The organism is Aliidiomarina sanyensis (genome assembly GCF_003987175.1).
In the GTDB taxonomy this organism is placed as follows: Bacteria; Pseudomonadota; Gammaproteobacteria; order Enterobacterales; family Alteromonadaceae; genus Aliidiomarina; species Aliidiomarina sanyensis.
In genome coordinates this window covers 131,238-156,762 of the sequence record NZ_PIPM01000001.1, presented here as the reverse complement: position 1 = coordinate 156,762, position 25,525 = coordinate 131,238, and the positions used below count along the sequence as shown (strand labels likewise).

Genomic DNA, 25,525 nt, shown 5'->3' with positions numbered 1-25,525 from the left:
AGCTCACACAAGAATTGCAGCTGATTTGATCAGGGCAATCACGGATTGCCCGACTTTTAAGCGAAGCTCATCAACAGCTTCTTCGCTGATATCTGCAAATATGAGATGACCGTTCTCTAATTTCAGGAGCACAGGACCACCCTGCTCATTCCCGAGCGACTCAACAACCGCAACAAACTGGTTTCGAATACTTATTCCTTGCAGTGGTTGTAAGGCGATGGCGACATCGGATGCCTTCACCTGACAGCGAACCGATTCATTGATTGTTAATGGGCGAGGTGAATGCGTCAACCAAGTGCAAGTTCCGTCAGAGATCTGAAAAATCCGAGGACCGGACTGTGCAGTGACATTTCCACTGAGAACTGTGGCGGGCTCCACTTCACGAAATAACGGACTGTGTGGATCACGCATGGTTTGCTCAAGGGTATCCAAACTCCGAACGGTGCCCTCCTCCATCAATGCAACATAGTCTGCAAGTTGCTCTACTTCGCGCACATCATGGCTAACGAGAATAACGGGGATCGCCCAGCGATTGGTCATTTCACGGACATAAGGAATAATTTCGTTCTTCGTTGCGCTATCGAGTGCGGCAAAGGGTTCGTCCAGTAACAGTAACTGTGGGCTTGAGAGTAAAGCTCGGCCGAGTGCCACTCGTTGCCGCTGGCCACCTGAGATTTCATGAATGCGGCGATTCAATAACGGTTTGATAGCGAGTAAGTCAGTGACTTCATCTAACTGCAAGCGTCGCTCAGCTTCTGGCGTTCGGCGGTAACCATACAGTAAATTATCTCGCACTGAGAGATGCTCGAGCAGGCTTGCCTCTTGAAACACAAATCCAATTCGACGGTGATGCAAAGGCACAAACTGCGCGTTGCTTTGCCAGGCTCGGCCTTGAAAAGACACATACGTGTCTGCAACCCGTTCCAGTCCAGATATCACCCGAAATAGGCTGGTTTTTCCGCAACCTGAGCGACCGAATAAAGCCGTAATACCTTGCGATGGAAACGCCATATCCACCGAAAGCGTAAAGTCTGGACGATGCCAATGGGTTTTTACTGTCAACGTCATATGCGAACAACCTCAAAGCGTTTGTTGATCGCGTAGACCGTAAATAGCACCAATAAAGAGAACACCAACAACATAAGGGAAAGTTGATGCGCTGCTCCGTAATTCATCGCTTCTGTATGATCGTAGATTAAAACAGAGAGTACTTTGGTTTCTCCAGGAATACTTCCGCCCAACATCAAAATGACTCCAAACTCTCCAATGGTGTGAGCAAATGAGAGCGTGGCAGCGACCACAAATCCACCGCGACACATGGGTAAGACGACGGTAAAGAAACGATCCAATGGCCCCGCTCCCAAGCTCGCAGCAACATCCACAGGCCGTCGTCCAAGGCGTGAAAATGAATCATAAAGCGGCTGCACAGCAAAAGGCATTGAATAGAGCACTGAGGCGAACAGAATCCCCTCAAAACTAAATGCCAAATGTCTCCCGCCGAATGATTCGAGCGTTCCACCGATCAACCCCTCAGGACCGAGAACTAGAAGAAGGTAAAAGCCAAGTACTGTCGGTGGTAACACCAAGGGTAGTGCTACAATTGCTTGCACAAATGTACGCAGAGGGCTACGTCCTCCGCTAAGCCACCATGCGATTGGCGTAGCGATGCATAACAAAATGATCGTGGTGTACGCGCAGAGTTTCAAAGTTAATTGAATTGCCTGCCAGTCGGCGCCTGAAAGCTCAATCATTGCGTGCTTCCAGTGTGGATATCAACCCAAAACCATACCGCTGCTTGATTACGGCCGCGTCGCTCGACTGGATAAATTTAAGAAAATCATTTAACTGCGGATGTGTGTTTCCTCGAATTGTAACGACAAAGCCTTGTACAAGGGGTTCATGAAGTGCCTCATCTAATAAGTAATAATTACGATGTTGCATTCCCGATGAACGCGCCAATGCTTGCGCGATAATCGCAACATCAACTGCACCGGATTGAGCCATTTGCGCTGCTTGCGCAATATTCTCCGCATAGACAATTTTGTGACTGAGCGTATCCCATAGCCCGAGTTTTTCGAGTGCTTGCTGTGCTCTCATACCGTAGGGCGCGTGCTGCGGTTGGGCGATGGCGATCCGGCGGACACGGGGCTGCTCCAAAGTTTCGATTCCTAGCGACTCCACCGGAAGATGACGACTCCACAATACGAGCCTTCCAAGAGCGTAGGGCTCAGGATCGCCCGCTGCAAGCCCTGCGCTAACCAAGCGCTCGGGAAATGCGATGTCTGCAGCGAAGAGGATATCATAGGGGGCGCCATGTTGAATTTGTGTGGTCAACTTACCGGACGAGCCAAAAATCAATTGGACTCGGTAGTTAGGATATTTATCGTTATAGGCACGAATCATATCCTGCATTGCAAAGCGCAAGTCCGATGCAACGGCTAGCTGCAAGGGTCTATCAGCATGCGCAGGATATACGGTCCCAGCAGTTAAGCCGAAACACAGCAAAACCCGCACAACCCAGAGCATCATTCTCATTGAGCGCTGTCCTGTTCCCAGCGCTTCGCAGCACGCTGATCACTGGCTTTCGCCGCAACCCAGTAGCAGGTATCACTGGTTTCCTCTTTCTTCCAGAATGGAGCTCGGGTTTTTAAGAAGTCCATTATAAATTCTGCAGCTTGGAAGGCGGAATGGCGATGTGCACTTGCCACGCCCACAAACACGATCGGCTGGTTCCTGGTCAGGCGACCGATCCGATGAATAATCGTTATCCCGCGCACAGACCACCGCTGACGCGCTTGATCTGCGATACCCTGAAGCATACGCTCGGTCATTTCCGGATAATGTTCTAGTTCTAACGCTTGGATCGCCGCGTGAGGCAAATCACGGACTAGCCCAGTAAAGGTGACAACTGCTCCACAATCCGGATCATGCGTGAGTCGCTCATATTCGTCACCAACAGAGAAGGCTTCCATTTGTACGCGGATGATCGTCTTCATCTTAGCCCCCGGTAACCGGTGGAAAAAGCGCGACTTCGTCGCCTGGGTTAACGATAAATGATCGTTCGACTAACGCTTGATTTACCGCCACTAGAACCTCTTGCGCATTCAACTCGGTCTCCCACGCAAGACTTTCAGCTTTGAGGATCCGAATAAGTGCTTCAACGTCTACCGGTTTCTCTTGCGCGTAGTGCCATTCGCTAACACCTAGACGTTCGCGCAGCAATGCAAAAAATCGAATTCGAGTCATACCTTTTTACCTACCCTAAATCTCTCGTCGCGTGATGCGCGAGATTACCTTTGACAGATTTCCAATGGCCTTTTTTGCCGCCAGTTTTCTCAATCAAATACGTCTGTTCTATCGTCATGCTGGGGTCAACCGCTTTGCACATGTCGTATAAGGTTAGTGCCGCGATTGACACCGCCGTCAAAGCCTCCATCTCGACACCCGTTTGTCCGGCGACCACACACTGTGCGGTTAGATAAATTCTTCCTTGCTGAGGTTGCATTTCCACATCAATACTTACTTGGGTCAGTGCTAATGGATGGCAGAGCGGAATCAAATCTGACGTTTTCTTCGCTGCCATGATTCCAGCAATACGCGCAGTCGCTATGACATCGCCTTTTTTGGCGGAAGCTTGTTCTACCAATGCAACGACATCTTGATTTGTCTGCAAAACGGCACCAGCGCGAGCCATTCGATGTGTTGTTTCTTTCTGTGAAACATCCACCATGTGTGCTTCACCGGATTGATTCAGATGGGTTAATTCGTGGTTCATTCGTTTCTCACTTCGTTAGCTCTGACTTCCGACACGGTCCCAGAGAGGAAACTAGATGCGGAATGAAATTGCATGGGCCAGTTCGCCCATCAAGTTGGTTTTTGAGGATTCTTTCCCATGCCAAGGCTGCGGCTTGTTGAGCTCCTGGCAATGCAACGATTAATGTGCCATTCGCCAACCCTGCGGTGGCCTCACTTTGAATACTGGCGCCACCAATTTCCGCGAAGCTTAATTGCCGAAAGATCTCGCCGAACCCGCTGATCATGCGATCAAACAAAGGTGTGATCGCTTGGACTGTTTGATTATCCTGCGCAAATCCAGTCCCACCATTTAAAACGACAACATCGACCCGTGGCTCCACAATGCATGCACTCACAACAGCGCGAATCTGGTGACGATTATGTGGCACTCGATGCCGAGCAATCACCTCATGCCCCGCATCATTCAGCGCCTGATGAAGATAGTCACCCGTACTATCAGGGCGTTCCGGACTACGACCACAGGTTACAATGGTCACTCCAAGAGCCTTAAATTCAGCAACACGCTTTGTCATAACCCCTCTCCTGTTCCCAAAACTGCTGCCATTCCTCGGGTGTGTTGGTGTTTATCAATCCATCTCGAGAACTACAGCGTAGATGCTCTACGTGCAACTCATCTAACAGGGCTCGAACCGATGCGGATCGCCCATTTTGCAGCGCACGCTGTGAGACGAGCGAACGCGTCTCGGTGCAGTTAACTATCCCACACGGTAGTGCATGGTCTCGATAACACACGACACCAGTGTGGTGCATTAGCTGATGAATCGCGCTAATTGACAACCCTGGCATATCCACAGGAATAATCACGACGCGTCCGTCAGGAAGTGCATCAAGACAACTTGCAATCCCCGTGAGCGGGCCATTCGAGATACCACGATCGCTAATCAGAATATTTCCAGGAATTGACTGCGGTAAATCGGACCGGTTGCAACTCACAGCAACGCGCTCAATACCGGCCGTGTACAATCGCTCGAGCATGAACTCCAAAAGAATGGGAGGGCTATTTGTACTATGGCAGGGTACCGGCAGCCACGCTTTGTCACGGCCCATTCGACGTGATTGACCACCTGCCAGTAGAATGCCTGAAATCCTCTGCACACTAACCTCCAATCATCGCTAGGTGACGGGTGGCTCCAGTAAATTCTTCGTGTAAGTGATGCGCCGCTTCTTTGTTGTGGAGCGTCTGTTGCAGAAACTCGATGACCGCATCGGGGGCATCGTCTTGTAGTAAGTGACGTAAACTTTGATGTTGTGCCGCAAACAGGCACATAAATAACTCCGCACGGGAAGAGACACGCAATCTATTGCAATCAGCACAAAAATCTTTGCTGTATGGCATGATCAAACCGAGTTTGCCAGCAAAGTCCGGATGCGCATATTCTTGCGCTGGACCTGCTGTTTTACTCTTCTGAATTCGCTGCCATCCGGTTTGTTCAAGTCGACGCTGAATTACTGAACCACTTACGTGTTGCTGTTGATAGTACTTCCGGTTATCTCCGGTCTGCATTAACTCAATAAAGCGAAGTGCGACGGGATGGTCCTTTACGTAACTCAGGAATTGATCGAATTCGCCAAAATTATAGCCCCGTAGGAGAACCGCGTTGAGTTTCACTTTCGGTAGGTTTAACGAAAGCGCTTTTTCAATCCCACGTAAGATACTCGGTAGCCGGCTATCTCCGGTAATCATTTGAAAGGTACCAGTGTCTAGACTATCAACACTCACGTTAACTGCATCAAGTCCAGCCGCATGCCACGATTCAATGTCACGCTCCAAACGATATCCATTGGTTGTAATCGCAACTTCACGAATTCCCGGAGTATCCTTACAGATACGAATAATTTCGGTAAGATCGCGGCGTAACGAAGGCTCTCCCCCGGTAATTCGCACTTTTTGTGTTCCTGCGAGGGCAAAGGCGTAAACAAGACGTTCGATTTCAGGCAACGTAAGTTCATCGCGACGAGAGCCACAATCCATCCCGTCGGGCAAACAATAGTTGCACTTGAAGTTGCAGCTCTCAGTGATTGAGAGTCGCAAGTAATGAAAGCGACGCGCATAGCGGTCTGTCAGTTGCATATCCACACCTTTCCTAGTCGGGAGGTCGCCTCGTTTCCAAGACGACCCTGGTGGCAGAATTGCCACGGCTCCGAATTCATCACCAGCAAACACATGGCCTAAGAGCTTCGGGCTCGGCGTACAAGGCGTATACTAATCGGTGGATCAAAAAAATATCATTACCGGAAAGAGGTGGTACCCTACCCCTCCTTGGGTAGTTTTATTGGCAATGTGCCCTCATCTTTGCACTAGATCAAACAACTGCACCTGCGGATCCGTACACTGTGCCCATGCAAGCCAACTGACGGAGTTCCCCATCGTGCAACCTGAATTACTCTCACCGGCAGGCAGCCTTCGAGCAATGCGGATGGCTTTTGCCTATGGCGCAGATGCTGTTTATGCTGGCCAACCTCGGTTTAGCCTTCGTGTGCGCAACAATGAATTTGATCTGCCACAGCTAGCTGAAGGCATCTCTGAGGCTCAACAGCAAGGCAAGAAATTCTATGTGGTGTGCAACATCGCACCTCATAATGCGAAGATTCAGCACTTTGTCGAGCAAATTCGTCCCATTATAGACATGAAGCCGGATGCCCTGATTGTATCTGATCCCGGCGTAATCTGGTTGCTACAGACGCATTTCCCAGATCAAACTCTCCATTTATCAGTCCAAGCAAATACGGTGAACTGGGCGGCGGTCAAATTTTGGCAGCAAGCCGGTGTTCAACGAATTATTTTATCACGTGAGCTTGGATTGGCGGAGATCGCAGAGATTCGTACCCGTGTACCCGAAATGGAGATAGAGGTCTTTGTTCACGGTGCGCTCTGCATGGCCTATTCAGGTCGATGCCTTTTATCCGGGTACTTCAATAAGCGCGATCCAAATCAAGGGGCCTGCACCAATGCGTGTCGTTGGCAGTATCGTGTAAGTCCCGCCGTGGAGGACTCAGTGGGTCAAATCAATCCGCTCCCCAAATTGCTTCAGGATGCCGTTATGCTTGAAGAGCTTCAGCGTCCAGGGGAGTTCATGCCAATGTTTGAAGACTTGCATGGAACTTACATTATGAACTCCCGCGATTTACGCGCCGTTCAGCATGTGGCAGAACTGACTCACATGGGTATTCACTCGCTGAAGATTGAAGGTCGCACCAAGTCGCCGTTTTATGTCGCCCGCACTGCACAAGTGTATCGACAAGCTATCGACGATGCTGTAGCCGGTCGTCCTTTTAATCCTGAGCTTTTAGTGGCACTCGATGGGATGGCAAATCGAGGATTCACAGAAGGCTTTTTACGCCGGCATGTAACGCAATCGGAGTTACAAAACTATCAATCCAGTCATCAACCGGGTTCACAACAGATTGTCGCTGAGTTAACCGGCACTGAATCACGTGTCGGAGGCAAGCGCACGGCCGAGATTATTGTGAAAAATAAACTTTCTTTGGGAGACATGCTTGAATGGATGACTCCTCAGGGCAACATCACGACACGCTGTGTGGGACTATTTGATGTAGCCGGAACATCAATTCCAACCGTTCCAGGCTCAGGTTATATGGCATGGATTGAAGTGCCCCAAGAATTGAACACGCAGTCTGTTGACGCGTATATGATGATTCTTCGCAACGATTCTGTGGATCGTCCAGCGCAAGCAATCGTAAGACAGGCGGTTTAATATGGTATTACAGATTACCGCGGATTGTATTAATTGTGATATGTGTGTACCGGAATGCCCAAATGATGCGATTCATCTGGGCTCGGCTCACTATCAGATTGATCCTCTCGCCTGTACCGAGTGCGCGGGATATTACGATCAACCGCAGTGTATCCCTGTGTGTCCGGTCGATTGTATTATCAAGCAACCAAAGCAACCTTAACTTCAGTGAAGTTAATCGAAATAACCTTCTCGGAGCGGTTATTCAATTTATTTCCCAGCTTTGGAAGGACTCATTTTCTTTTGCTCTGAACTCCGCTTTTTAGTCTTCGGAAGCGTTGGACCGCCATTCCGACGCTTATACATAATGCGGATTTCATCAAGAATTAAATCTTTCAAGCGCATGGTTGTCTCGTACCCAATACGAATCGCATCAGCCCCTTGATCGAACTCGAGCAAACCGATGCTGCCAAGTTTCGGTTGCAGCAAGATATCCGGCGGATCACCCGCCATACGCGCTTTGGTAATCCGTTCCTGCATAATATCGATGGAACCGGCCATCACACCGAGCATGCTTGGTGAGCGCGGTTCCTTATTAAACTTGCTACGTACTTGGTCCATATAGTTCTGACTACGAGCCAAAAAGTTTTGAAAGAGCCCCTGTTCTTCTTCATCCTCGAGCTCATCTTGACGCTCCGCGCGCGCTTTTTGCTCCGCGTCCTTCGCGGTTTTATCGTTTTCACTTTGGGGTGCTTGATCGTGTGGTGGGAACTCATCGTCATCATCCACATGAACTTGAGAATTTAGATGAACTGCGATGACAAAATCTGCTTCAAGCGCGCGCGCAAGAGATACTGGGACCGGATTAACTAATGCACCATCGACCAGCCAGCGTCCGTCATGCGCTGTGGGTGCGAGTAAGCCAGGCATTCCACAGGAGGCGCGGGCAACGCTAAAAAGATCGCCTTCTCGGAGCCAAATTTCCTTTCCTGTGTACAGATCCGTGGCGATGGCTGCATAACGACGCTGGAGCGAACGAATATCTGTCTTCCCAAAGCGCTCGCGCGCATGATCAAAGACCTTCTTGCCCGAAATCATTCCACCGCCAGACAGTCCGAGATCAAGAAGATTAAACACAGTCCAGCGGTCCATATCGCGTACCCACTGTTCAAGTTCGTCTAGCTTCCCGGCAGCGTAGGCACCACCTACAAGCGAACCGATCGACGTTCCCGTCACAATATCGGGCTCAACTCCCATCTCTTCAAGCGCTCGAATAACTCCAATGTGCGCCCAACCGCGAGCCGCTCCCGAGCCCAACGCAAGACCAATTTTTAAAGGTTTCATCGCATTCCCTCACATCACCCAAACTGCCCTAAAATAAGCTTACGTTACATTTCACGTGCAATCCACGCATCAATCTCTTCTTCCAGAATTGCTAGCGGAAGCGAGCCATTTTTCAGCACCTGACGATGGAACTCTCGCACATCAAAACCCTCACCAAGCGCGGCTTCTGCGCGATCACGTAAAGACTGAATGTGCAGCTGACCAATTTTGTAAGCGAGCGCTTGTCCCGGCAGCGCCATAAATCGTTCTGCCTCAGAAACCCGTCTTGCCTCACCGACTGGCGCATTCGCTGCCATATAATCGAGTACTTCTTGACGACTCCACCCTTTCGCATGGATACCCGTATCCACGACTAAGCGAATCGCTCGCCAAAGCTCTGCAATCAACGCACCATAACGGTCGTATGCATCATAAACTCCCAATTCATCCCCCAACGATTCTGAATACAATCCCCAGCCTTCAATGTACGCGGTGATGCTTCCAAACCGTCGAAAATCCGGTAAATGCGTCAGTTCTTGTTGTAACGCAATTTGATAATGATGGCCTGGAACCGCTTCATGGAGAGTGAGCGCACCTTTTGCCCATGTGGGACGAGACGGCAAATCATAGGTATTTAAATAAAAGATTCCAGGTCGTGAGCCATCTTCACTCGGGCGTGAGTAGCTTCCTGAACTTGCACTGCGTTCGCGAAACCGTTCAACCTTGCGAATTTCGTAATCGGCTTGCGGGAGCATTTCTGGGAAAAATAACCGATCAGATACTGCATCGACTTTTGCGGCGAACGCGCGATAGTCTTCAAGCATTTCTTCTCGGGAACTGTAGTGAAATTGCGGATCGTCGCGAGTAAACACAAAAAAAGCTTCCATCGAGCCCTCGAATTCGACTTCATCCATGACGGCTTGAATAGCACTCTGAATCCGCTCGACTTCTGCAAGCCCAACTTCATGAACTTCGGTCACCGTCATCGGTGTGGTGGTATGCCATTGCACAAGGAACTGATACCATGCCTGCCCTCCAGGCAAAGAACCAATCCCATAGCTGCCGGTCCGCGATGCTGGAATATAGTCGCGCTCTAGGTAATCAAAAAGGCGTTGATACGCCGGAAGCACGGTTTCACTCAACAAGGTTTCATAGCGCTCAGCAAGACGCACTTGATCCGCCTCGGAAACACCTTCGGGAAACGAGAGAATTGGACGCATAAACAGGCTCTCTTGCAGGTCATCCACCAGATGAGCTGCAATTTGAGTCTGCACGCGCTCCATCAATACTCGAGGTTGAGTGACACCCTGTGCAATCCCTTCATTCATATTGGTGATCATTTCATCAATCAAAACTGGAATGCGTTCCATTCGCGCCGCCCAATTCTCATAGTCCCGCACATCACGAAATGGTTGTGCCGAAGTCCCTGAGCCGAGCATCGCCCAAGTATTGGTCATATTATAAAACTGATTGAGTGGCATGAGATGCTCTGGATGCGCCATGCGCGCTAATTCCATCTCCCGCTCGTACCGAAAAATTCGATAGCTCAACCGATCATCTGCATTCAGAAGCTCCGGGTTAATGCGATTTAAAACAGCGAGATACTCTTCCTCTAAAAGGCGGCGTCTCTCTCGGTGCTCTGCACTAAAGATATTCGGTAGTTGATCGTTGTATTGGTGTTGCCCTCGAAAGGTCGCACGCATTGGCTCAAGAGCCATCAATGCGTGGCTATATTCTTCAAAAGTGGCTGCAAGAAGCTGCGACGCCTGTTGCTGTTGAACCACACTCGAATCTTGCGGTGCGGGTGAGCATGCGCTAAGTCCCATGACCGAGGTACTTAACATGCCGAGAAAAATACAGGTAGAGGAAAATCGATGGAAGCGGTTCACTGGAAATACTCTCTTATCACTATCAAAACCAATCTTACGTAGAATTCGGAAAACAAGCAGCAGCACGCATTTTGTTCTATTCGTTCTAGCATACCCTTGAACACATGGAAGCGAAACTAATTCCCCGGTTACTTTATCCTAAAGTCCGTCTGTCTGAATCTCACACAAAAAAAGCCGAATAAAAATTCGGCTTTTTTCTCTGTTTAACCTTCCGAGATGCGAACCTATGCGTCCTCTTCACCCGGATTCGCAATCGCCTCTTCTGCAGGAATCGTTGGCTTGAGAAGTAACATATCGCGCAAACGCTTTTCAATTTCTTGAGCAATCGCTGGGTTCTCAGTTAAGAACTTCATTGAGTTTGCTTTCCCTTGACCAATCTTATCGCCTTTATAGCTATACCAAGCACCGGATTTCTCAACAATCTTATGCTTAACGCCCAAGTCAATCAGCTCACCTTCTTTTGAAATTCCAGCGCCATACATGATCTGGAAATCAGCCTGCTTAAACGGAGGCGCAACCTTGTTCTTAACCACCTTCACTCGCGTTTCATTTCCAACGACCTCGTCGCCTTCTTTGAGTGCTCCGGTGCGACGAATATCCAGACGAACCGAAGAATAGAACTTAAGCGCGTTACCACCGGTCGTCGTTTCTGGGTTACCAAACATCACGCCAATTTTCATCCGAATCTGGTTAATAAAGATGCACATGGTGTTTGATTTTTTAATATTGGCTGTCAACTTACGGAGCGCTTGTGACATCAAGCGGGCTTGTAAGCCGACGTGCGTATCTCCCATCTCACCCTCAATTTCCGCACGGGGTGTCAGGGCTGCGACCGAGTCAACAATAATGACATCAACCGCCGCAGAACGAACTAACATGTCACAGATCTCGAGTGCTTGTTCTCCGGTATCTGGCTGCGAAACGAGCAATTCATCGACATTCACACCGAGCTTCTCGGCATAGACTGGGTCCAATGCATGCTCAGCATCAACGAACGCACAGGTCTTGCCATTTTTTTGTGCTTCCGCAATAACCTGCAAGGTGAGCGTTGTTTTACCACTCGATTCAGGACCAAATATCTCGATCACACGCCCACATGGGAGACCACCAATGCCTAAAGCAATATCAAGACTAAGTGAGCCCGTTGAGATGGCTTCAATGTCCATCGCTCGGTTATCGCCCAGACGCATAATCGCACCTTTTCCAAATTGACGCTCAATTTGACCAAGGGCTGCGGTCAGTGCCTTTTGCTTGTTATCGTTGTTGCTCATCGTTGCTGCTCCAGATTCCTGAGGAAAGTACCTCGTCAAGTATACTGTTTATCTATACAGTATCAAGCTATGATAGAATTTTTTTTCGAAAGGCTGCTCATTCTTAATGTAATTATTTGTTTTCACGAAGATATTTTATTATTTGTGACACCGCGTAGATAATCGACTGTCGGCGAACTTCATCTCTTTCTCCGTGAAAGTACTGGATATCAGTCCATGTGTTTTTATCCATCGCGAATCCAAAACACACCGTTCCAACAGGTTTATTTGCCGTTCCTCCCGTTGGCCCTGCAATTCCCGTAATACTCACCGCAGCCTGCACGCCAAGCGCAGTTTGCAATCCACGTACCATGGCCTCCGCGGTTTCGTGAGACACTGCGCCAAATGCTTTTAGGGTCTCCACAGGCACCCCAAGGAGATTGATTTTCATTGCATTGCTGTAGCTTACAATGCTCCCTTCAAACCAGTCCGAACTTCCTGACAGCGCCGTGCAAGCATAAGCAAGTCCTCCCCCAGTGCATGACTCAGCAGAGCCCAACCGCCAATATCGTTGCTTCAGTAAACTCGCAAGCGCATGCAGTGATTCGGATAATTCAGTTTCTAGGTTCACACCAAAAATTCCTGTAAGCTGAAAGTCTTGTTCGCGCATTTATTATGCGGAGCACGCTTGGCATTTGCCACCAAATTAAGGATCATTACGCAATCACCTCTGAATCACATAAGAATAACAGGGACCCATGAGCAAATCAGCTTCTGCGCACACGCCAATGATGCAACAATACCTGGCGATCAAAGCCGAACATCCCGATATTCTCCTATTTTACCGAATGGGCGATTTCTATGAGCTCTTTTATGACGATGCCGAGCGCGCCGCCGATCTGCTTGATATCTCATTAACTCAACGTGGCCAATCCGCGGGACGTCCCATTCCGATGGCCGGAGTCCCCTACCATGCAGCGGAAAACTATCTGGCCCGTCTGATTCGTATGGGAGAGTCTGTTGCCATTTGTGAACAAGTTGGCGATCCAGCAACGAGTAAAGGTCCTGTCGAACGGAAAGTAGTCCGCATCTTAACGCCAGGGACGGTGTCCGATGAAGCCCTACTTGATGCGTATCGTGAAAACTTATTGGTGGCGATCTATCCACAAGACAGTGGCTGGGGTCTCGCGACTGCAGACATCAGCAGTGGCCGCTTTGTGGTGAGTCACCCCTCGAGTGAAGCAGCCTTGGTCGCTGAACTCGAACGCCTAAAGCCAGCAGAATTACTCTATCCAGAAACGCTTGTCTTACCCCCCTCGTTAGCGGTGTTCAATGGTCTTCGTCGGCGTCCTGAGTGGGATTTCGATAGCGAAAGTGCATTCTCTGCCTTGACTCGCCAGTTTCAGACTCATGATCTTCAGGGGTTCGGTATCGCGCGTGATCATCCAGGTATTCCCGCAGCGGGTTGCGTCCTTCAGTATATTAAGGACACGCAACGCGCTGCGCTTCCTCATTTTCGTGGGTTGCAACAAGAATATGGACGAGAAGCGATTCATCTCGACGCGAGTACCCGACGTAACCTTGAGCTAACAGAGAATCTGCAAGGTGGTGAGAATCACACACTCGCTGCGGTTTTAGATAAAACCAAGACACCCATGGGTAGTCGGCTTCTTAAACGTTGGCTCCACAGGCCGCTGCGCGATATACATCAACTTAGATCTCGGCAAGATCGGGTAGCAACGATCCTTCACAGTGGTCTGGCTGCCACGCTGCAACCCCTTCTAAGAGAACTCGGCGACTTGGAAAGAATTCTTGCGCGTATTGCTTTGCAATCGGCCCGTCCTCGCGATCTTGCGCGATTACGTCATGCTTTGGCACATATCCCGCAGATCAATGCGTCGCTTCTTGCGGCAAATCAGACGGTACTGCAGGCATTCCCAGAGTTCGAAAATGTCCATTCGCTGTTGGCGAGCGCCATCATTGATAATCCGCCTGTCTTGATTCGCGATGGCGGAGTCATACGCCCTGGCTACAATGCTGACCTCGATCATTATCGGGCACTCAGCGATGGAGGAACCGAACAGCTCGCCGCACTCGAAGCCCGTGAACGCGAGCGGACCGGAATCCAGAATCTCAAAGTCGGTTATAACAAGGTTCATGGGTTTTATATTGAGCTCAGCCGTTTAGCCGCAGATCGAGTGCCTGACGACTATCAACGTCGGCAAACCCTCAAAAATGCGGAACGATATATCATTCCTGAGCTCAAGACGTTTGAGGACCAAGTGCTCCAAAGTCAAAGTCGTGCACTTGCGATTGAGAAAACCATTTACCAAGCGATCTTGGAAGCTCTGCTTCCCTCATTAGGAGCGCTACAAGATTGTGCTCGTGATTTGGCTGAACTTGATGTGTTTTGTTGCTTCGCTGAACGAGCCCAACGTTTAAACTATATCAAACCAGAATTTACAACCGAGGCTGAGCTAACCATTCGTGGGGGGCGTCACCCAGTCGTTGAATGTTTTTCAGAGCAACCATTCATTGCAAACGACGTGACCTTCACAAAAGACCGCCGCGTCCATGTGATAACCGGACCAAACATGGGTGGTAAGTCGACCTTTATGCGTCAAACCGCACTGATCGCACTTCTCGCACACACCGGCAGCTTTGTGCCCGCAGAGCGCGCCACGATCGGTCCAATTGACCGTATCTTTACTCGCATCGGTGCCGCGGATGAACTCGCCTCCGGGCGATCGACTTTCATGGTTGAAATGACAGAGACAGCAGCCATTCTTCATAATGCGACTTCGCAATCGCTCGTTCTAATGGATGAAATTGGACGAGGAACCTCAACCTACGATGGAATGTCGTTGGCTTGGGCTAGTGCAGAGGCATTAGCAGAGCTTGGCGCCATGACTCTCTTTGCTACCCATTACTTTGAGTTAACTGAACTCAGTAGCCTGTATCCTGAGGTCGTGAATGTACACGTCGATGCGACGGAGCATGGAGATACGATCGCGTTTTTATATCACGTCCGCGATGGCGCGGCGAGCAAGAGCTTTGGGATTCAAGTAGCCCAACTCGCTGGCGTTCCTGAGCGTGTCATTCATCGTGCCCGAGCGCGCCTGACTGAGCTCGAAAATAACCGCGACACCGCAGCGGGGGCACAGTTATCATTGGACGTTCCTGCGCCTGCTGAGCAGAAAGATTCGCCAATCGATCCCCGCTTGCAACAGCTCGATGCGATTCATCCCGATGATTTATCCCCTCGGGAAGCGTTGGCGCTACTTTATCAATTAAAGTCGATGAAATAGCGCCACGATGAATTGATTTTTAAATTATTCGCGAGAGAACACGGATTCGTTCGAGAGGCCTTGTTGTTCCATCAATTCCTTGAGACGACGCAAAGCCTCGACTTGAATCTGCCGCACTCGCTCGCGAGTGAGACCGATTTCGCGCCCCACATCTTCGAGGGTCGATGGCTCATAACCGAGCAATCCAAAACGCCGTGCGATCACTTCCTTTTGTTTCGCATTCAACGAGTCGATCCAACCCAACAAACGCTCACGCATGTCCTCGTCTTGAAGCGCGCCTTCGGGTCCATCCTCATTCTCATCGGCAATAATGTCGAGCAAACCTTTCTCACTGTCTCCCGCGATCGGTGTATCCACCGATGCAATTCGCTCGTTCAAGCGGAGCATTTTTGAAACATCATCGACTGGTTTCTCTAAACTCCGAGCGATATCTTCTGCCGTGGGCTCATGTTCGAGCTTTTGCGCAAGCTCACGCGCCGCGCGGAGATAAATATTGAGCTCCTTCACAACATGAATCGGTAAACGAATCGTTCGGGTCTGGTTCATAATAGCCCGCTCGATTGTTTGGCGAATCCACCATGTCGCGTAGGTTGAAAAACGAAAGCCCCGCTCGGGATCGAACTTTTCCACCGCGCGGATGAGCCCAAGGTTCCCTTCTTCAATCAGATCGAGAAGAGCAAGACCACGGTTGTGGTAACGGCGAGCTATTTTGACCACCAAACGCAAATTACTTTCAATCATGCGTTGGCGTGCTTTGAGGTCACCCTTAAGTGCTTTTCGGGCAAAGTAGACTTCTTCCTCTGCAGTGAGCAAAGGCGAAAATCCGATTTCACTGAGGTACATCTGAGTCGCATCGAGTTTGCGCTGATACTTGCTTTTGTTCGCTAACGCTTCTTCAAGCTCAGCATCAATTGACTCGCGCTCATTGTCGTTGCTACTGTCATCGCCAGAGAATTCCAGGTCCTCTGATTCGTCAGCATCATCGTCGTCCTTCAGATGGTCTTCCTGTTCACGCATCGACATACTCCTCTCCCCTTGTGTTTGACACTAGCGTTGACGGGGAAGATAGTTTTCCGGATTCACCGAATTTCCCCGAAACCGCAGTTCAAACCGAAGCCGGACATCCTCCCGGCCGGTACTACCCATCGTCGCAATCTGTTCGCCCGCCTCAACCCATTGTTGCTCACGGACGAGCAGTTGATCGTTATGACCATAAGCAGTGATGTAATCATCATTATGTTTCAAAATGATTAACTGCCCGTAACCACGCAATGCGCTCCCAACATAAACAACACGACCCGCAGCGGCCGCAAGAACTGGGTCCCCTCGATTCCCAGCGAATTCCATGCCGCGTCCACCCGTTTCGTGGGTGGAGAATCTGCGAACCACACGCGCTCGACTCGGCCATTGCCACCTTAAATCAGCGGTGGGAACCGAGCGTTGCGTTTGCACAGAGGGTGAGCTAACAACAGGTGTAGCGGGAGTTCCACTGCTTTCTGAACGCGGTGTGCTCGGTCCGGCCCTTTGTTCGCTTGTGGTTTGTGTGCTTTGTTGATTGTTTGTTACACCATACTCCGATGAAGAACGAGTCGCAACCGTTTCTTGGGTGGGCGATGAACGAGGCGAAGGCCCAGGAGTTGAGGGGCGAAGTCGCAGCTCTTGACCGACGAAAATAGTATAGGGATGCGAGAGACCATTGAGCTGGGCAATCTCCCGTAAATCCATATTCGCGCGAAATGCGATGGAATAGAGTGTTTCGCCGGCTTGCACACGATAGGTTTCTTGATTCAACGAAGCGCGTTCATAATCGAGAAACGTTTTCCCTCGGTAAACACGTTCGACAGGAGCGGGCTCATGAGGTGCCGTGCAGCCCTGCAATATCAGGACTCCAACCACAACATGTAACATCCCCAATCGGCGCATAAACAGCCTACCTATGTGTTATTGAAGCCACTGCCTTATCGAAGAATAAAATACGCGACAATCGCGAGAACAACAACCGCCCATCCGATGGTATCCATATGTTGCCGCAAATGTTTTTCCATAATCGGTCCGCCCCACTTCATGAGCCACGCAACCAAAAAAAAGCGCATCCCTCGACCAATCACCGAAGCGATCACAAAGGGTAGAAACGCAATGGTCATCACACCTGCGGTGACTGTAAAAACTTTATAAGGAATGGGTGAAAAGCCAGCGAGGAAAATGACCCAAAATCCCCATTCGGCAAACCAGCGCTGTGCCTGCAACAAGGTATCCGTGTGGCCAAAATACTCGATCACTGGCAACACAATGGGTTCAAACGCCAACAAGCCTAAGAAGTAACCAGCAATTCCGCCTAGAACCGAGAAAATCGTCGTTAACATGGCGAAATACATTGCACGATTTGGCTGAGCAATCGCCATAGGGGCCAACATCACATCCACTGGAATCGGAAATATTACCGACTCGGCAAAGCTTATCCCCGATAAAATGGCGGGCGCGCGTCGATGCTGTGCCCACACCAACGCTTTATCGTACAACGTACTGAAAACTTTCAAGCTAAATCTCCTTGCACCAGCGGTACAAACCGCACAGCTCCTTCACTTCGCTTTAAAAATTCATCGCCCCGACGCTCAATCACCAAAAGCTCCTGCTGTTGAGCTCCCACGGGAATCACCAGCCGCCCTTGGTCAGGACTCAACTGAGCAAGCAGTGCGTCGGGTACATGACTCGCCGCGGCTGTTACGATAATTCCATCAAATGGGGCTTTACTCACCCACCCCTGCCATCCGTCTCCATGCCGCATTGAAATATTGTGCAGGTCAAGCCGCTTCATTCGGCGCTGCGCATGATACTGCAGCTGACTTATCCGTTCGACCGAATAAACATGAGAAACAAGTTGTGCCAGAATTGCCGTTTGGTACCCTGAGCCGGTTCCAATTTCCAGGACTCGCCCATGGGTCTGTTCCAAAATCAGGCTCGTCATCTTCGCAACCATGTAGGGCTGTGAAATGGTTTGTCCATTCCCGATCGGCAATGCGGTATTCTCATAGGCTTGATGTGCCAGAGACTCTGGCATGAACTCGTGTCGTGGTGTCCGTGCGAGCACGTCAAGAACCTGCTGATCCCGAATTCCTAATGCCCTTAGTTTTTCGACAAGACGTTTGGCTAAGCCCTGATGATTGGTCACTTTCATGTGTGTTTTGTTAACCACTGCTGTACTTTTTCTCGATCATCCCGCGCCGTCATATCCACTGTCAATGGCGTGACCGAAACATATCCATCGGCGACCGCTGCGAAGTCCGTTCCTGGACCATCATCACGGTGAGGTCCGACGGGCCCATACCAGAAAATCTCACGGCCCCAAGGATCGGAATCCCGGACCATGGTTTCAGCCCGGTGGCGGCGACCGAGTCGCGTCATTTGGATCCCTTTAATTTGTTCATACGGACGATATGGCACATTCACATTCAGGACGAAATCAGAGGAAATAGGATCACGATCCAGCTGACCAACGAGTTCAGCGACGACACGGGCTGCCGTCTCATAGAAATCATGGCCGTACTCTCCCATGGAGACTGCAATTGCAGGCAACCCCAAGAAACGCCCCTCAGTGGCCGCTGCAACAGTCCCCGAGTAAATCACGTCATCACCCATGTTTGGCGCATCATTAATGCCCGAAACAACCAGATCAGGTGACTCACCGAGTGGTGAATTTGTGCCGATGTGAACACAGTCAGTCGGTGTGCCATTCACCGAAAAGAAACCGTTTTCCAACTGCTCAACGCGCAGTGGATTATGCAAAGTCAGTGAGTTACTTGCCCCACTGCAATTTCGATCGGGAGCTATCACGGTGACGTCGGCTATTTTTGAGAGTTCCTTGTGCAAGGCGGCAAGACCTGGCGCACGAACTCCATCATCATTGCTGAGCAATATTCGCATGAGAAGCCTCCTGAAAGTCACCTAACTCAGTTAATACAGATGTTGCAAAACTACCCGCTGGCAACGCGAAGCTTAGCTGAAGCGTCTGTTCCTCAAGCCAATCCCATCGCAGTTCTGAGAGCGATAACGCAAGCGCACGCCGTTCCGCCTTCATGCGGGCGTCTCGCAACACATGAACCAGTTCCGGGTAATCGGCTGCCACGCGATCTTCAAATGCTTTTACCGCCCCCTGCGCAGGGCTCTCGCCGTCACCATATAACGGGCCCGATACGAGAATGTCTCCGGTTTGATGACGCGCACGAATAACATCATCCAAGGTTTCAATCGTAAAGTAGGACTGACTCCCGGAGAGGATGACCACATCCCCTGCGGTGATTGCGGGAAAGCCTTCCGTCAACCGGCGATGTACATAGGTATTGAATAGCCAGGAACGAATACTACTGAGTAAAATACTACGAAGATTACGATCCCGAACGTGGTGGTCCCCCCGTGCCATCGCAAGGGCTTGTGTAACATTATCGCCCCGCCTACCGAAACGTTGTGGACCAAAATAATTAGGGACCGACCCAACGTGCGCAAGAGCCTCAAGCCGACGTTGCAAAGTTTCCGGGTTCGAAATATCGCGCACGCACAAACGAAAAAGGTTCGCTTTATGGGTTCCTCTTCGAAGTTTTTTACTGCTGCGAACCACCTCAAGTAACTCAGCAGAGCCACCACGCAAACGCTCGCTCGTCATATTCTGAGTCCACCACACGGACCAATCCGGGTTGTCCAAGGCGGGCAACTGAACGCTCATCCATTGTTCTGTCACCGCATGTTTATCTTTGAGACCCGAGTAGCCGAGGTCACGTGGATGAATTCGCAGTGCTTTGCTCAGTTGCTTGGCTAAGTCTTCGGTATTCACCCCGACTTTTTTTATACGAAGCCAGTGTTGTTGACCCTTCGGATTTTGCTCGGGGACAAATCCAAGCTGTTCAATGACTTCAAAATCTTCAGGGCGACTTTTATAAACTCCCGTAGGAAGTACCTCACCGGCTTGAATCGCAATGCCCCGTTGTAGCTCATCGACTTCTGCCCAACGTGCTAGTTCGCTCACGCTTCCACCTCGTTCGCTACATGTCGGGGGATAAGCAACACGACAGCCATACTTGCAATTCCCTCACCGCGACCTGTAAACCCGAGTTTTTCCGTTGTCGTTGCTTTGACATTTACACGTTCTTCAGACGTGAGTAAGAGCTCAGCGATACGACGACGAATCGCGGCTCGATAGGGTCCAATTTTTGGTTTTTCACAAATGATCGTCAAATCGAGATTTCCCAGGGTAAACCCTTTCCGTCGGACTTCCAGATAAACCTTTTTCAAGAGCTCGCCGGAATCCGCTCCCGCGAAAGCAGGATCATGGTCCGGAAACCAAACCCCTATGTCCCCCAAACCACACGCACCTAAAAAGGCATCAGCGAGCGCATGGAGCGCTACATCGCCGTCAGAATGAGCAACCAACCCTTGTTCATGCTCAATGGTGACACCGCCCAAAACAATTGGACCGTCACCACCAAATTTATGCACGTCAAACCCTTGTCCAATTCTCACAGGTCACCTTGCTGTTGTTGACTCAAATAGAAACTAACCAGCGGAAGATCATCAGGATCTGTCACTTTCATTGCCGCACGAGACCCTAACACGAGTTTTGGTCTTCCACCCAGCGCTTCAATCGCTGAACTCTCATCTGTGATCTGAGATCCCGCTCGCTCTGCATGTTGCAGTGCATGGTGGAGCGCTTCCAACAGAAACACTTGAGGTGTCTGTGCTTGCCAAACCGTCTGGCGATCAACCGTCCCCGTGATGTGCCATTGGGAACTCGCTGATTTTAACGTATCTCGCACCGGCAACGCCATGACACAGCCGCGCTGAGGATCCCGCTCCGCTTGATCAAGAAGACGTGCCAAAGCATCCGGCGGAAGCCCAGGTCGTGCCGCATCATGGACCACAACAAGTGTGTTCTTTTCCGCCTGAAGCGCTGCGTGTTCAAGAGCGTTCTGCACGGACTTTGCTCGGGTAGTACCGCCGATAACGGAATGGACCCGCGGATCGTTTGCCGCTTCGGTTGATACAAAAAGGGTGTCATCAGGGTGTAAGGCCACAATGACCTCTTGAATTCTGGCATCAGCGAGCAACGCTGCAATGCTGTAATCCAATATGCTACGTTCGTGAATGCGCAAATATTGCTTGGGAATTTCCAGACCCATACGCGAGCCGATTCCTGCAGCGGGAATAATACCGATCATGTATCGGGTTCCTGTTCATCAACCGCGATAAGACGAAAAAACGTTTCGTCAGGACGCACTAGCCCGAGTTCATTGCGTGCGCGTTCTTCAACCGCTTCAAGGGCCGTGCGAAGGTCATCGATATCCGCTGCAAGAAGTTGATTACGCTGTTGCAAGGATTCATTTGCTTGCGCTTGCCGGGCCACTTCTTGGCGCAATTCACGCAGGTCTTGAAGGCCGTTCTGGCCAAACCATATTCGGTATTGCAGCATTAGAACAATGGCGATCGCAACAAGGGTCAATACGCGCATCTTATGCTCCCGTCTTCTTTCTATCTGTACCCTTCGATTCGTTGATCCAACCGAAAGCATACATCTTTTTATCTAATCTAAAATGGCAGTCGCTGAACGTTGCTAAATCCCGTCCAACTGACCGTGGTCGTCAAAAGTAATTCGCGTAAAGACAGCGTTTGCGGTGCTAGACGCCCCGTAGGCCCCCAACGATGGCCGGCGCATGCGGCAACCATCGACGCCTTATCCGGTCGCAAGAGGCGACGTTGTGGGACATCACTCGAAGGATCTTCCGGGTCACCTGAAAAATGAAACCATCCCGTTTGATTGAGATGCACCCGCTCCCCAGTAATGTCTATCTCATCCACGGTATCTAACCGAATCCGCTCGATCGCCCCTTGCTGAGCCGGTAAACGCTCCCATACAGGTAGCGGCATTGCTAACTGCACATGCTTTTGTAGCCAAGCCGCTGGGGATAGTTTAGGAAGCGGAGCATGAGGGCGCTGACGGGAAAGCCAACACGCGTTTTGAACATCGAATTGCAATGGGTTATCGGTGCGCTTCGCGGCAACAATCAGCGCATGAGCCGCACGCCGAACGTAGTGACTTAACGAGCCCAAACGCCGTTTCAGAAGACGTGGGTCATCGGGACCCGTGTCAGCCAGAATTTTCAGCTCCGAGTCATAGAGCGTATTACAAAGCTCCGCGAGCTCGGCTGAGAGGCCGAGATTACTCGAGTCTGCGTAGCTGAAAATATCTGACTGCGTATTCACTACCTCATCCTTACTGACCTTTTACTTCCGCAAGTCCGCGATAAGCAACTTCACCGAGTTGCTCCTCGATACGAAGTAACTGATTATATTTCGCAACGCGATCAGAGCGACAAAGGCTTCCCGTTTTGATCTGTCCCGCCGCAGTCCCCACGGCAAGATCAGCAATGGTCGCATCTTCGGTTTCACCTGAACGATGCGAAATAACGGCCGTAAAGCCAGCCTCTTGAGCCATGCGAATTGCCGCTAAGGTCTCACTCAAGCTACCGATTTGGTTGAACTTGATCAAAATCGAGTTGCCGATACCTTCCTCAATACCGCGGCTCAAAATCTTAGTATTGGTCACAAACAAGTCGTCACCCACCAGCTGAACTCTATCACCAATTTTATTGGTTAGGATTTTCCAGCCTTCCCAATCACTCTCATCCAAGCCATCTTCGATCGACACGATCGGATAACGATCGCACAGATCCGCCAGATAGTCAGCAAATTCAGCCGCAGTAAATGATTTCCCTTCACCACTTAGGTGGTACTTCCCATCCCGATAAAACTCAGACGCAGCACAATCGAGCGCTAACGTGACATCCTCACCAAGGCGATAACCGCTGTTCTCAACTGCTTCAACGATCACTTTCAATGCGTCTTCATTTGAAGCAAGATTTGGTGCAAAACCACCCTCATCGCCAACCGCAGTGCTTAAGCCACGTGCCTTTAGAACAGCTTTTAGGGCATGAAAAATCTCAGCCCCCATGCGCAATCCTTCTGCGAAGTTCTTAGCACCCACAGGTTGCACCATAAACTCCTGAATATCGACGTTGTTATCTGCATGTTCGCCGCCATTCAGAATATTCATCATGGGGAGCGGCATGCTGTACTTTCCTGCCGTTCCGTTTAATTCTGCAATATGCTCGAACACGGCAATTCCTTTGCTTTGTGCCGCTGCTTTCGCGACAGCCAGAGATACTGCAAGAATAGCATTTGCACCGAGCTTTTCTTTATTTTCGGTTCCATCAAGTTTGATCATTGCATCATCAATGGCTTGTTGATGCGATGCATCCATACCTTTGAGTAACTCAGCAATCGCACCATTGATATGACTCACGGCTTTTTTCACGCCCTTACCTAGATACCGACCGGCATCTTTATCTCGTAGCTCAAGCGCTTCGCGACTGCCTGTTGAAGCACCACTTGGGGCTGCTGCACGGCCGTGACTTCCATCTTCCAAGTAGACATCCGCTTCCACGGTTGGGTTGCCGCGGGAGTCCATAATTTCGCGACCCACAATTTTTACAATCTTGCTCATTTCTAATTCCTTTCCTGCTATTGTCAGTGAAATAAAGTTCCAGGGCTTATGCGCGCTGCGCTTCTTGGTATTCCCGAGCAGCGCGGACAAAGCTTTCAAACAATTTGTGTCCGTCCCGCGGCGTTGACGTAAACTCAGGGTGGAATTGTGCAGCCACAAACCAAGGATGATTTGGAATTTCGATCACTTCGACCAAGCGCTTATCAGCCGACAAGCCGCTAAAAATCAATCCTGCTTGTTCCAACTGATCGCGGTAATTATTATTCACCTCATACCGATGACGGTGACGCTCTTCTATCGTATCCGCACCGTAGATCGACCGTACTTTAGTGTTTGCCAACAAATGACACTGCTGCGCGCCGAGTCGCATCGTTCCACCGAGGTCTCCCCCTGCTTCACGGTACGCCTTCTGCCCAGACTCATCCATCCACTCCGTAATTAATCCAATCACGGGATGCGCGGTTTGTTCATCGAATTCAGTACTGTTCGCGTCCTCTAATTTTGCAACATGACGCGCATATTCAATCACCGCTATCTGCATCCCCAAACAAATACCGAGATAAGGAATTTTGTTCTCCCGGGCATACTGCGCAGCCATGATCTTCCCTTCGATCCCGCGACCACCGAAACCACCCGGAACAAGAATTGCGTCAACGCCCTGAAGCTTACTCACACCCTTCGCTTCGACATCCTGCGAGTCAATGTAACGAATGTGAACCGTCAAACGATTATGCAGTCCCGCATGAGCAAGTGCCTCGTTTACCGATTTGTATGCATCAGGAAGTTCAACATATTTACCGACGAAACCAATCGTCACTTCACCGGTGGGGTTTGATTCAAGGTAAAGTACTTTCTCCCATTCCGCCAAGTCAGCATCCGGGCATTCGAGACCAAACCGCTCAAGTACAAACTCATCCAATCCTTGGGACTTCAAGATTGCCGGGATCTTGTAGATGCTCGGAACGTCTTTTAGGGAAATAACTGCACGCTCCGGTACGTTCGTGAACAAGGCAATTTTAGCTCGCTCATTGGCGGGAATGATGCGATCCGAGCGACAAATGAGGATATCAGGTTGAATACCGATGGAACGAAGCTCTTTGACCGAGTGCTGTGTAGGTTTGGTCTTCACTTCACCCGCTGCGCCCAGAAAGGGCACTAAGGTCAAATGAATAAACAAGGTCCGGTGGCGCCCAATCTCGGTCGCCAACTGACGAATGGCTTCCAAAAATGGTTGAGACTCGATATCCCCCACCGTGCCACCAATCTCAATAATGGCAATATCATACCCTTCGGCACCATCAATAATTCGGCGCTTGATTTCATTGGTAATGTGAGGAATGACTTGGATCGTGGCGCCAAGAAAATCACCACGCCGTTCGCGGCGGATAATATCTTCGTAGACGCGACCTGTCGTAAAGTTATTCTTTTTGGTCATTCGTGTGCGAATAAAGCGCTCATAATGACCCAGATCGAGATCTGTTTCTGCTCCGTCGACGGTAACAAAAACCTCGCCATGTTGGATTGGACTCATGGTGCCAGGATCCACATTGATGTAAGGATCCAACTTCATAATGGTTACATTGAGTCCGCGAGCTTCCAGAATAGAAGCTAACGAAGCCGCCGCAATACCTTTCCCCAGCGAAGATACTACACCGCCGGTTACGAAAATATATTTAGTCGCCATGCAAAAACCTGC

The 25,525-nt window shown here is 50.2% G+C and carries 28 protein-coding genes and 1 riboswitch; of the genes, 3 read left to right on the top strand and 25 right to left on the bottom strand.

Annotated features, from left to right (window positions below):
- Positions 1–3: 3 nt before the first annotated feature.
- The 9 genes from modC to moaA form a co-directional block, all read right to left on the bottom strand.
- A complete protein-coding gene (modC, locus tag CWE11_RS00720) occupies positions 4–1,068 on the bottom strand; it encodes a molybdenum ABC transporter ATP-binding protein (RefSeq protein WP_126775688.1) in 1,065 nt (354 codons plus the stop codon).
- The gene (gene modB / locus CWE11_RS00715; protein WP_126775687.1) at positions 1,065–1,751 is read right to left on the bottom strand and encodes a molybdate ABC transporter permease subunit; all 687 of its coding nucleotides are present in this window, start codon (positions 1,749–1,751) and stop codon (positions 1,065–1,067) included. The genes modC and modB overlap by 4 nt, the downstream gene beginning before the upstream one ends.
- On the bottom strand, positions 1,744–2,535 hold the full coding sequence (modA, locus tag CWE11_RS00710) for a molybdate ABC transporter substrate-binding protein (RefSeq protein WP_126775686.1): 792 nt from the start codon (positions 2,533–2,535) through the stop codon (positions 1,744–1,746). Before modA ends, modB begins: the two co-directional genes overlap by 8 nt.
- Positions 2,532–2,996, bottom strand: a complete 465-nt coding sequence (gene moaE, locus CWE11_RS00705; protein ID WP_126775685.1) for a molybdopterin synthase catalytic subunit MoaE — start codon at positions 2,994–2,996, stop codon at positions 2,532–2,534. The genes modA and moaE overlap by 4 nt, the downstream gene beginning before the upstream one ends.
- Before the next feature lies 1 nt (position 2,997).
- A complete protein-coding gene (locus CWE11_RS00700) occupies positions 2,998–3,246 on the bottom strand; it encodes a MoaD/ThiS family protein (protein ID WP_126775684.1) in 249 nt (82 codons plus the stop codon).
- A gap of 10 nt (positions 3,247–3,256) precedes the next feature.
- Complete coding sequence (gene moaC / locus CWE11_RS00695; protein WP_126775683.1) at positions 3,257–3,775, bottom strand: cyclic pyranopterin monophosphate synthase MoaC; 519 nt, start codon at positions 3,773–3,775, stop codon at positions 3,257–3,259.
- A gap of 7 nt (positions 3,776–3,782) precedes the next feature.
- The gene (locus CWE11_RS00690; RefSeq protein WP_126775682.1) at positions 3,783–4,328 is read right to left on the bottom strand and encodes a MogA/MoaB family molybdenum cofactor biosynthesis protein; all 546 of its coding nucleotides are present in this window, start codon (positions 4,326–4,328) and stop codon (positions 3,783–3,785) included.
- On the bottom strand, positions 4,309–4,911 hold the full coding sequence (mobA, locus tag CWE11_RS00685; RefSeq protein ID WP_126775681.1) for a molybdenum cofactor guanylyltransferase: 603 nt from the start codon (positions 4,909–4,911) through the stop codon (positions 4,309–4,311). Before mobA ends, CWE11_RS00690 begins: the two co-directional genes overlap by 20 nt.
- 1 nt (position 4,912) lies before the next feature.
- Positions 4,913–5,887 (bottom strand): GTP 3',8-cyclase MoaA, encoded by a 975-nt coding sequence (moaA, locus tag CWE11_RS00680; protein ID WP_126775680.1) that lies wholly within the window; start codon positions 5,885–5,887, stop codon positions 4,913–4,915.
- Positions 5,877–6,018, bottom strand: a riboswitch (molybdenum cofactor riboswitch). It overlaps the preceding gene by 11 nt.
- Before the next feature lie 164 nt (positions 6,019–6,182).
- Here moaA and trhP point away from each other — a divergent pair.
- Both trhP and CWE11_RS00670 read left to right on the top strand, forming a co-directional pair.
- Positions 6,183–7,532 (top strand): prephenate-dependent tRNA uridine(34) hydroxylase TrhP, encoded by a 1,350-nt coding sequence (trhP, locus tag CWE11_RS00675; protein ID WP_126775973.1) that lies wholly within the window; start codon positions 6,183–6,185, stop codon positions 7,530–7,532.
- A gap of 1 nt (position 7,533) precedes the next feature.
- Positions 7,534–7,734 carry a YfhL family 4Fe-4S dicluster ferredoxin gene (locus tag CWE11_RS00670; protein WP_126775679.1) on the top strand — a complete coding sequence of 67 codons (201 nt, stop codon included), beginning with the start codon at positions 7,534–7,536 and terminating at the stop codon, positions 7,732–7,734.
- Between the two features lie 47 nt (positions 7,735–7,781).
- On the opposite strand, the gene CWE11_RS00665 is transcribed toward CWE11_RS00670, so the two are convergent.
- From CWE11_RS00665 to CWE11_RS00650, 4 genes are all read right to left on the bottom strand, one after another.
- Positions 7,782–8,855, bottom strand: a complete 1,074-nt coding sequence (locus CWE11_RS00665; protein ID WP_126775678.1) for a patatin-like phospholipase family protein — start codon at positions 8,853–8,855, stop codon at positions 7,782–7,784.
- Positions 8,856–8,899: 44 nt separating this feature from the next.
- Entirely contained in the window at positions 8,900–10,660 is a 1,761-nt protein-coding gene (locus tag CWE11_RS00660) for a DUF885 domain-containing protein (protein WP_241971681.1), read from the bottom strand.
- 287 nt (positions 10,661–10,947) lie between these two features.
- Positions 10,948–11,994, bottom strand: coding sequence for a recombinase RecA (gene recA, locus CWE11_RS00655; RefSeq protein WP_126775677.1), 1,047 nt, complete (start codon positions 11,992–11,994; stop codon positions 10,948–10,950).
- Between the two features lie 112 nt (positions 11,995–12,106).
- A complete protein-coding gene (locus CWE11_RS00650) occupies positions 12,107–12,643 on the bottom strand; it encodes a CinA family protein (RefSeq protein ID WP_126775676.1) in 537 nt (178 codons plus the stop codon).
- Between the two features lie 88 nt (positions 12,644–12,731).
- Between CWE11_RS00650 and mutS the strand changes: the two genes are divergently transcribed.
- Complete coding sequence (mutS, locus tag CWE11_RS00645) at positions 12,732–15,281, top strand: DNA mismatch repair protein MutS (protein WP_126775675.1); 2,550 nt, start codon at positions 12,732–12,734, stop codon at positions 15,279–15,281.
- A 24-nt stretch (positions 15,282–15,305) separates the two neighbouring features.
- Here mutS and rpoS read toward each other — a convergent pair whose 3' ends face one another.
- From rpoS to CWE11_RS00585, 12 genes are all read right to left on the bottom strand, one after another.
- Positions 15,306–16,304: an RNA polymerase sigma factor RpoS gene (gene rpoS / locus CWE11_RS00640; RefSeq protein ID WP_126775674.1), complete on the bottom strand. Its 999-nt coding sequence runs from the start codon at positions 16,302–16,304 to the stop codon at positions 15,306–15,308.
- 24 nt (positions 16,305–16,328) lie between these two features.
- Positions 16,329–17,204 (bottom strand): peptidoglycan DD-metalloendopeptidase family protein, encoded by an 876-nt coding sequence (locus CWE11_RS00635; RefSeq protein ID WP_126775673.1) that lies wholly within the window; start codon positions 17,202–17,204, stop codon positions 16,329–16,331.
- A 35-nt stretch (positions 17,205–17,239) separates the two neighbouring features.
- Positions 17,240–17,818, bottom strand: coding sequence for a YqaA family protein (locus CWE11_RS00630; protein ID WP_126775672.1), 579 nt, complete (start codon positions 17,816–17,818; stop codon positions 17,240–17,242).
- The gene (locus CWE11_RS00625; RefSeq protein WP_126775671.1) at positions 17,815–18,456 is read right to left on the bottom strand and encodes a protein-L-isoaspartate(D-aspartate) O-methyltransferase; all 642 of its coding nucleotides are present in this window, start codon (positions 18,454–18,456) and stop codon (positions 17,815–17,817) included. The genes CWE11_RS00630 and CWE11_RS00625 overlap by 4 nt, the downstream gene beginning before the upstream one ends.
- Positions 18,453–19,202, bottom strand: coding sequence for a 5'/3'-nucleotidase SurE (gene surE, locus CWE11_RS00620; RefSeq protein WP_126775670.1), 750 nt, complete (start codon positions 19,200–19,202; stop codon positions 18,453–18,455). The genes CWE11_RS00625 and surE overlap by 4 nt, the downstream gene beginning before the upstream one ends.
- Positions 19,180–20,298 carry a tRNA pseudouridine(13) synthase TruD gene (gene truD, locus CWE11_RS00615; protein ID WP_126775669.1) on the bottom strand — a complete coding sequence of 373 codons (1,119 nt, stop codon included), beginning with the start codon at positions 20,296–20,298 and terminating at the stop codon, positions 19,180–19,182. Before truD ends, surE begins: the two co-directional genes overlap by 23 nt.
- Positions 20,295–20,792: a 2-C-methyl-D-erythritol 2,4-cyclodiphosphate synthase gene (gene ispF / locus CWE11_RS00610; protein ID WP_126775668.1), complete on the bottom strand. Its 498-nt coding sequence runs from the start codon at positions 20,790–20,792 to the stop codon at positions 20,295–20,297. The genes truD and ispF overlap by 4 nt, the downstream gene beginning before the upstream one ends.
- Positions 20,789–21,487: a 2-C-methyl-D-erythritol 4-phosphate cytidylyltransferase gene (gene ispD / locus CWE11_RS00605; protein ID WP_126775667.1), complete on the bottom strand. Its 699-nt coding sequence runs from the start codon at positions 21,485–21,487 to the stop codon at positions 20,789–20,791. Before ispD ends, ispF begins: the two co-directional genes overlap by 4 nt.
- Positions 21,484–21,777, bottom strand: a complete 294-nt coding sequence (ftsB, locus tag CWE11_RS00600) for a cell division protein FtsB (RefSeq protein WP_126775666.1) — start codon at positions 21,775–21,777, stop codon at positions 21,484–21,486. Before ftsB ends, ispD begins: the two co-directional genes overlap by 4 nt.
- A 77-nt stretch (positions 21,778–21,854) precedes the next feature.
- A complete protein-coding gene (locus tag CWE11_RS00595; protein WP_126775665.1) occupies positions 21,855–22,529 on the bottom strand; it encodes a hypothetical protein in 675 nt (224 codons plus the stop codon).
- Between the two features lie 10 nt (positions 22,530–22,539).
- Complete coding sequence (eno, locus tag CWE11_RS00590; RefSeq protein ID WP_126775664.1) at positions 22,540–23,829, bottom strand: phosphopyruvate hydratase; 1,290 nt, start codon at positions 23,827–23,829, stop codon at positions 22,540–22,542.
- 46 nt (positions 23,830–23,875) lie between these two features.
- Positions 23,876–25,513 carry a CTP synthase gene (locus tag CWE11_RS00585; RefSeq protein WP_126775663.1) on the bottom strand — a complete coding sequence of 546 codons (1,638 nt, stop codon included), beginning with the start codon at positions 25,511–25,513 and terminating at the stop codon, positions 23,876–23,878.
- Between the last annotated feature and the right edge of the window lie 12 nt (positions 25,514–25,525).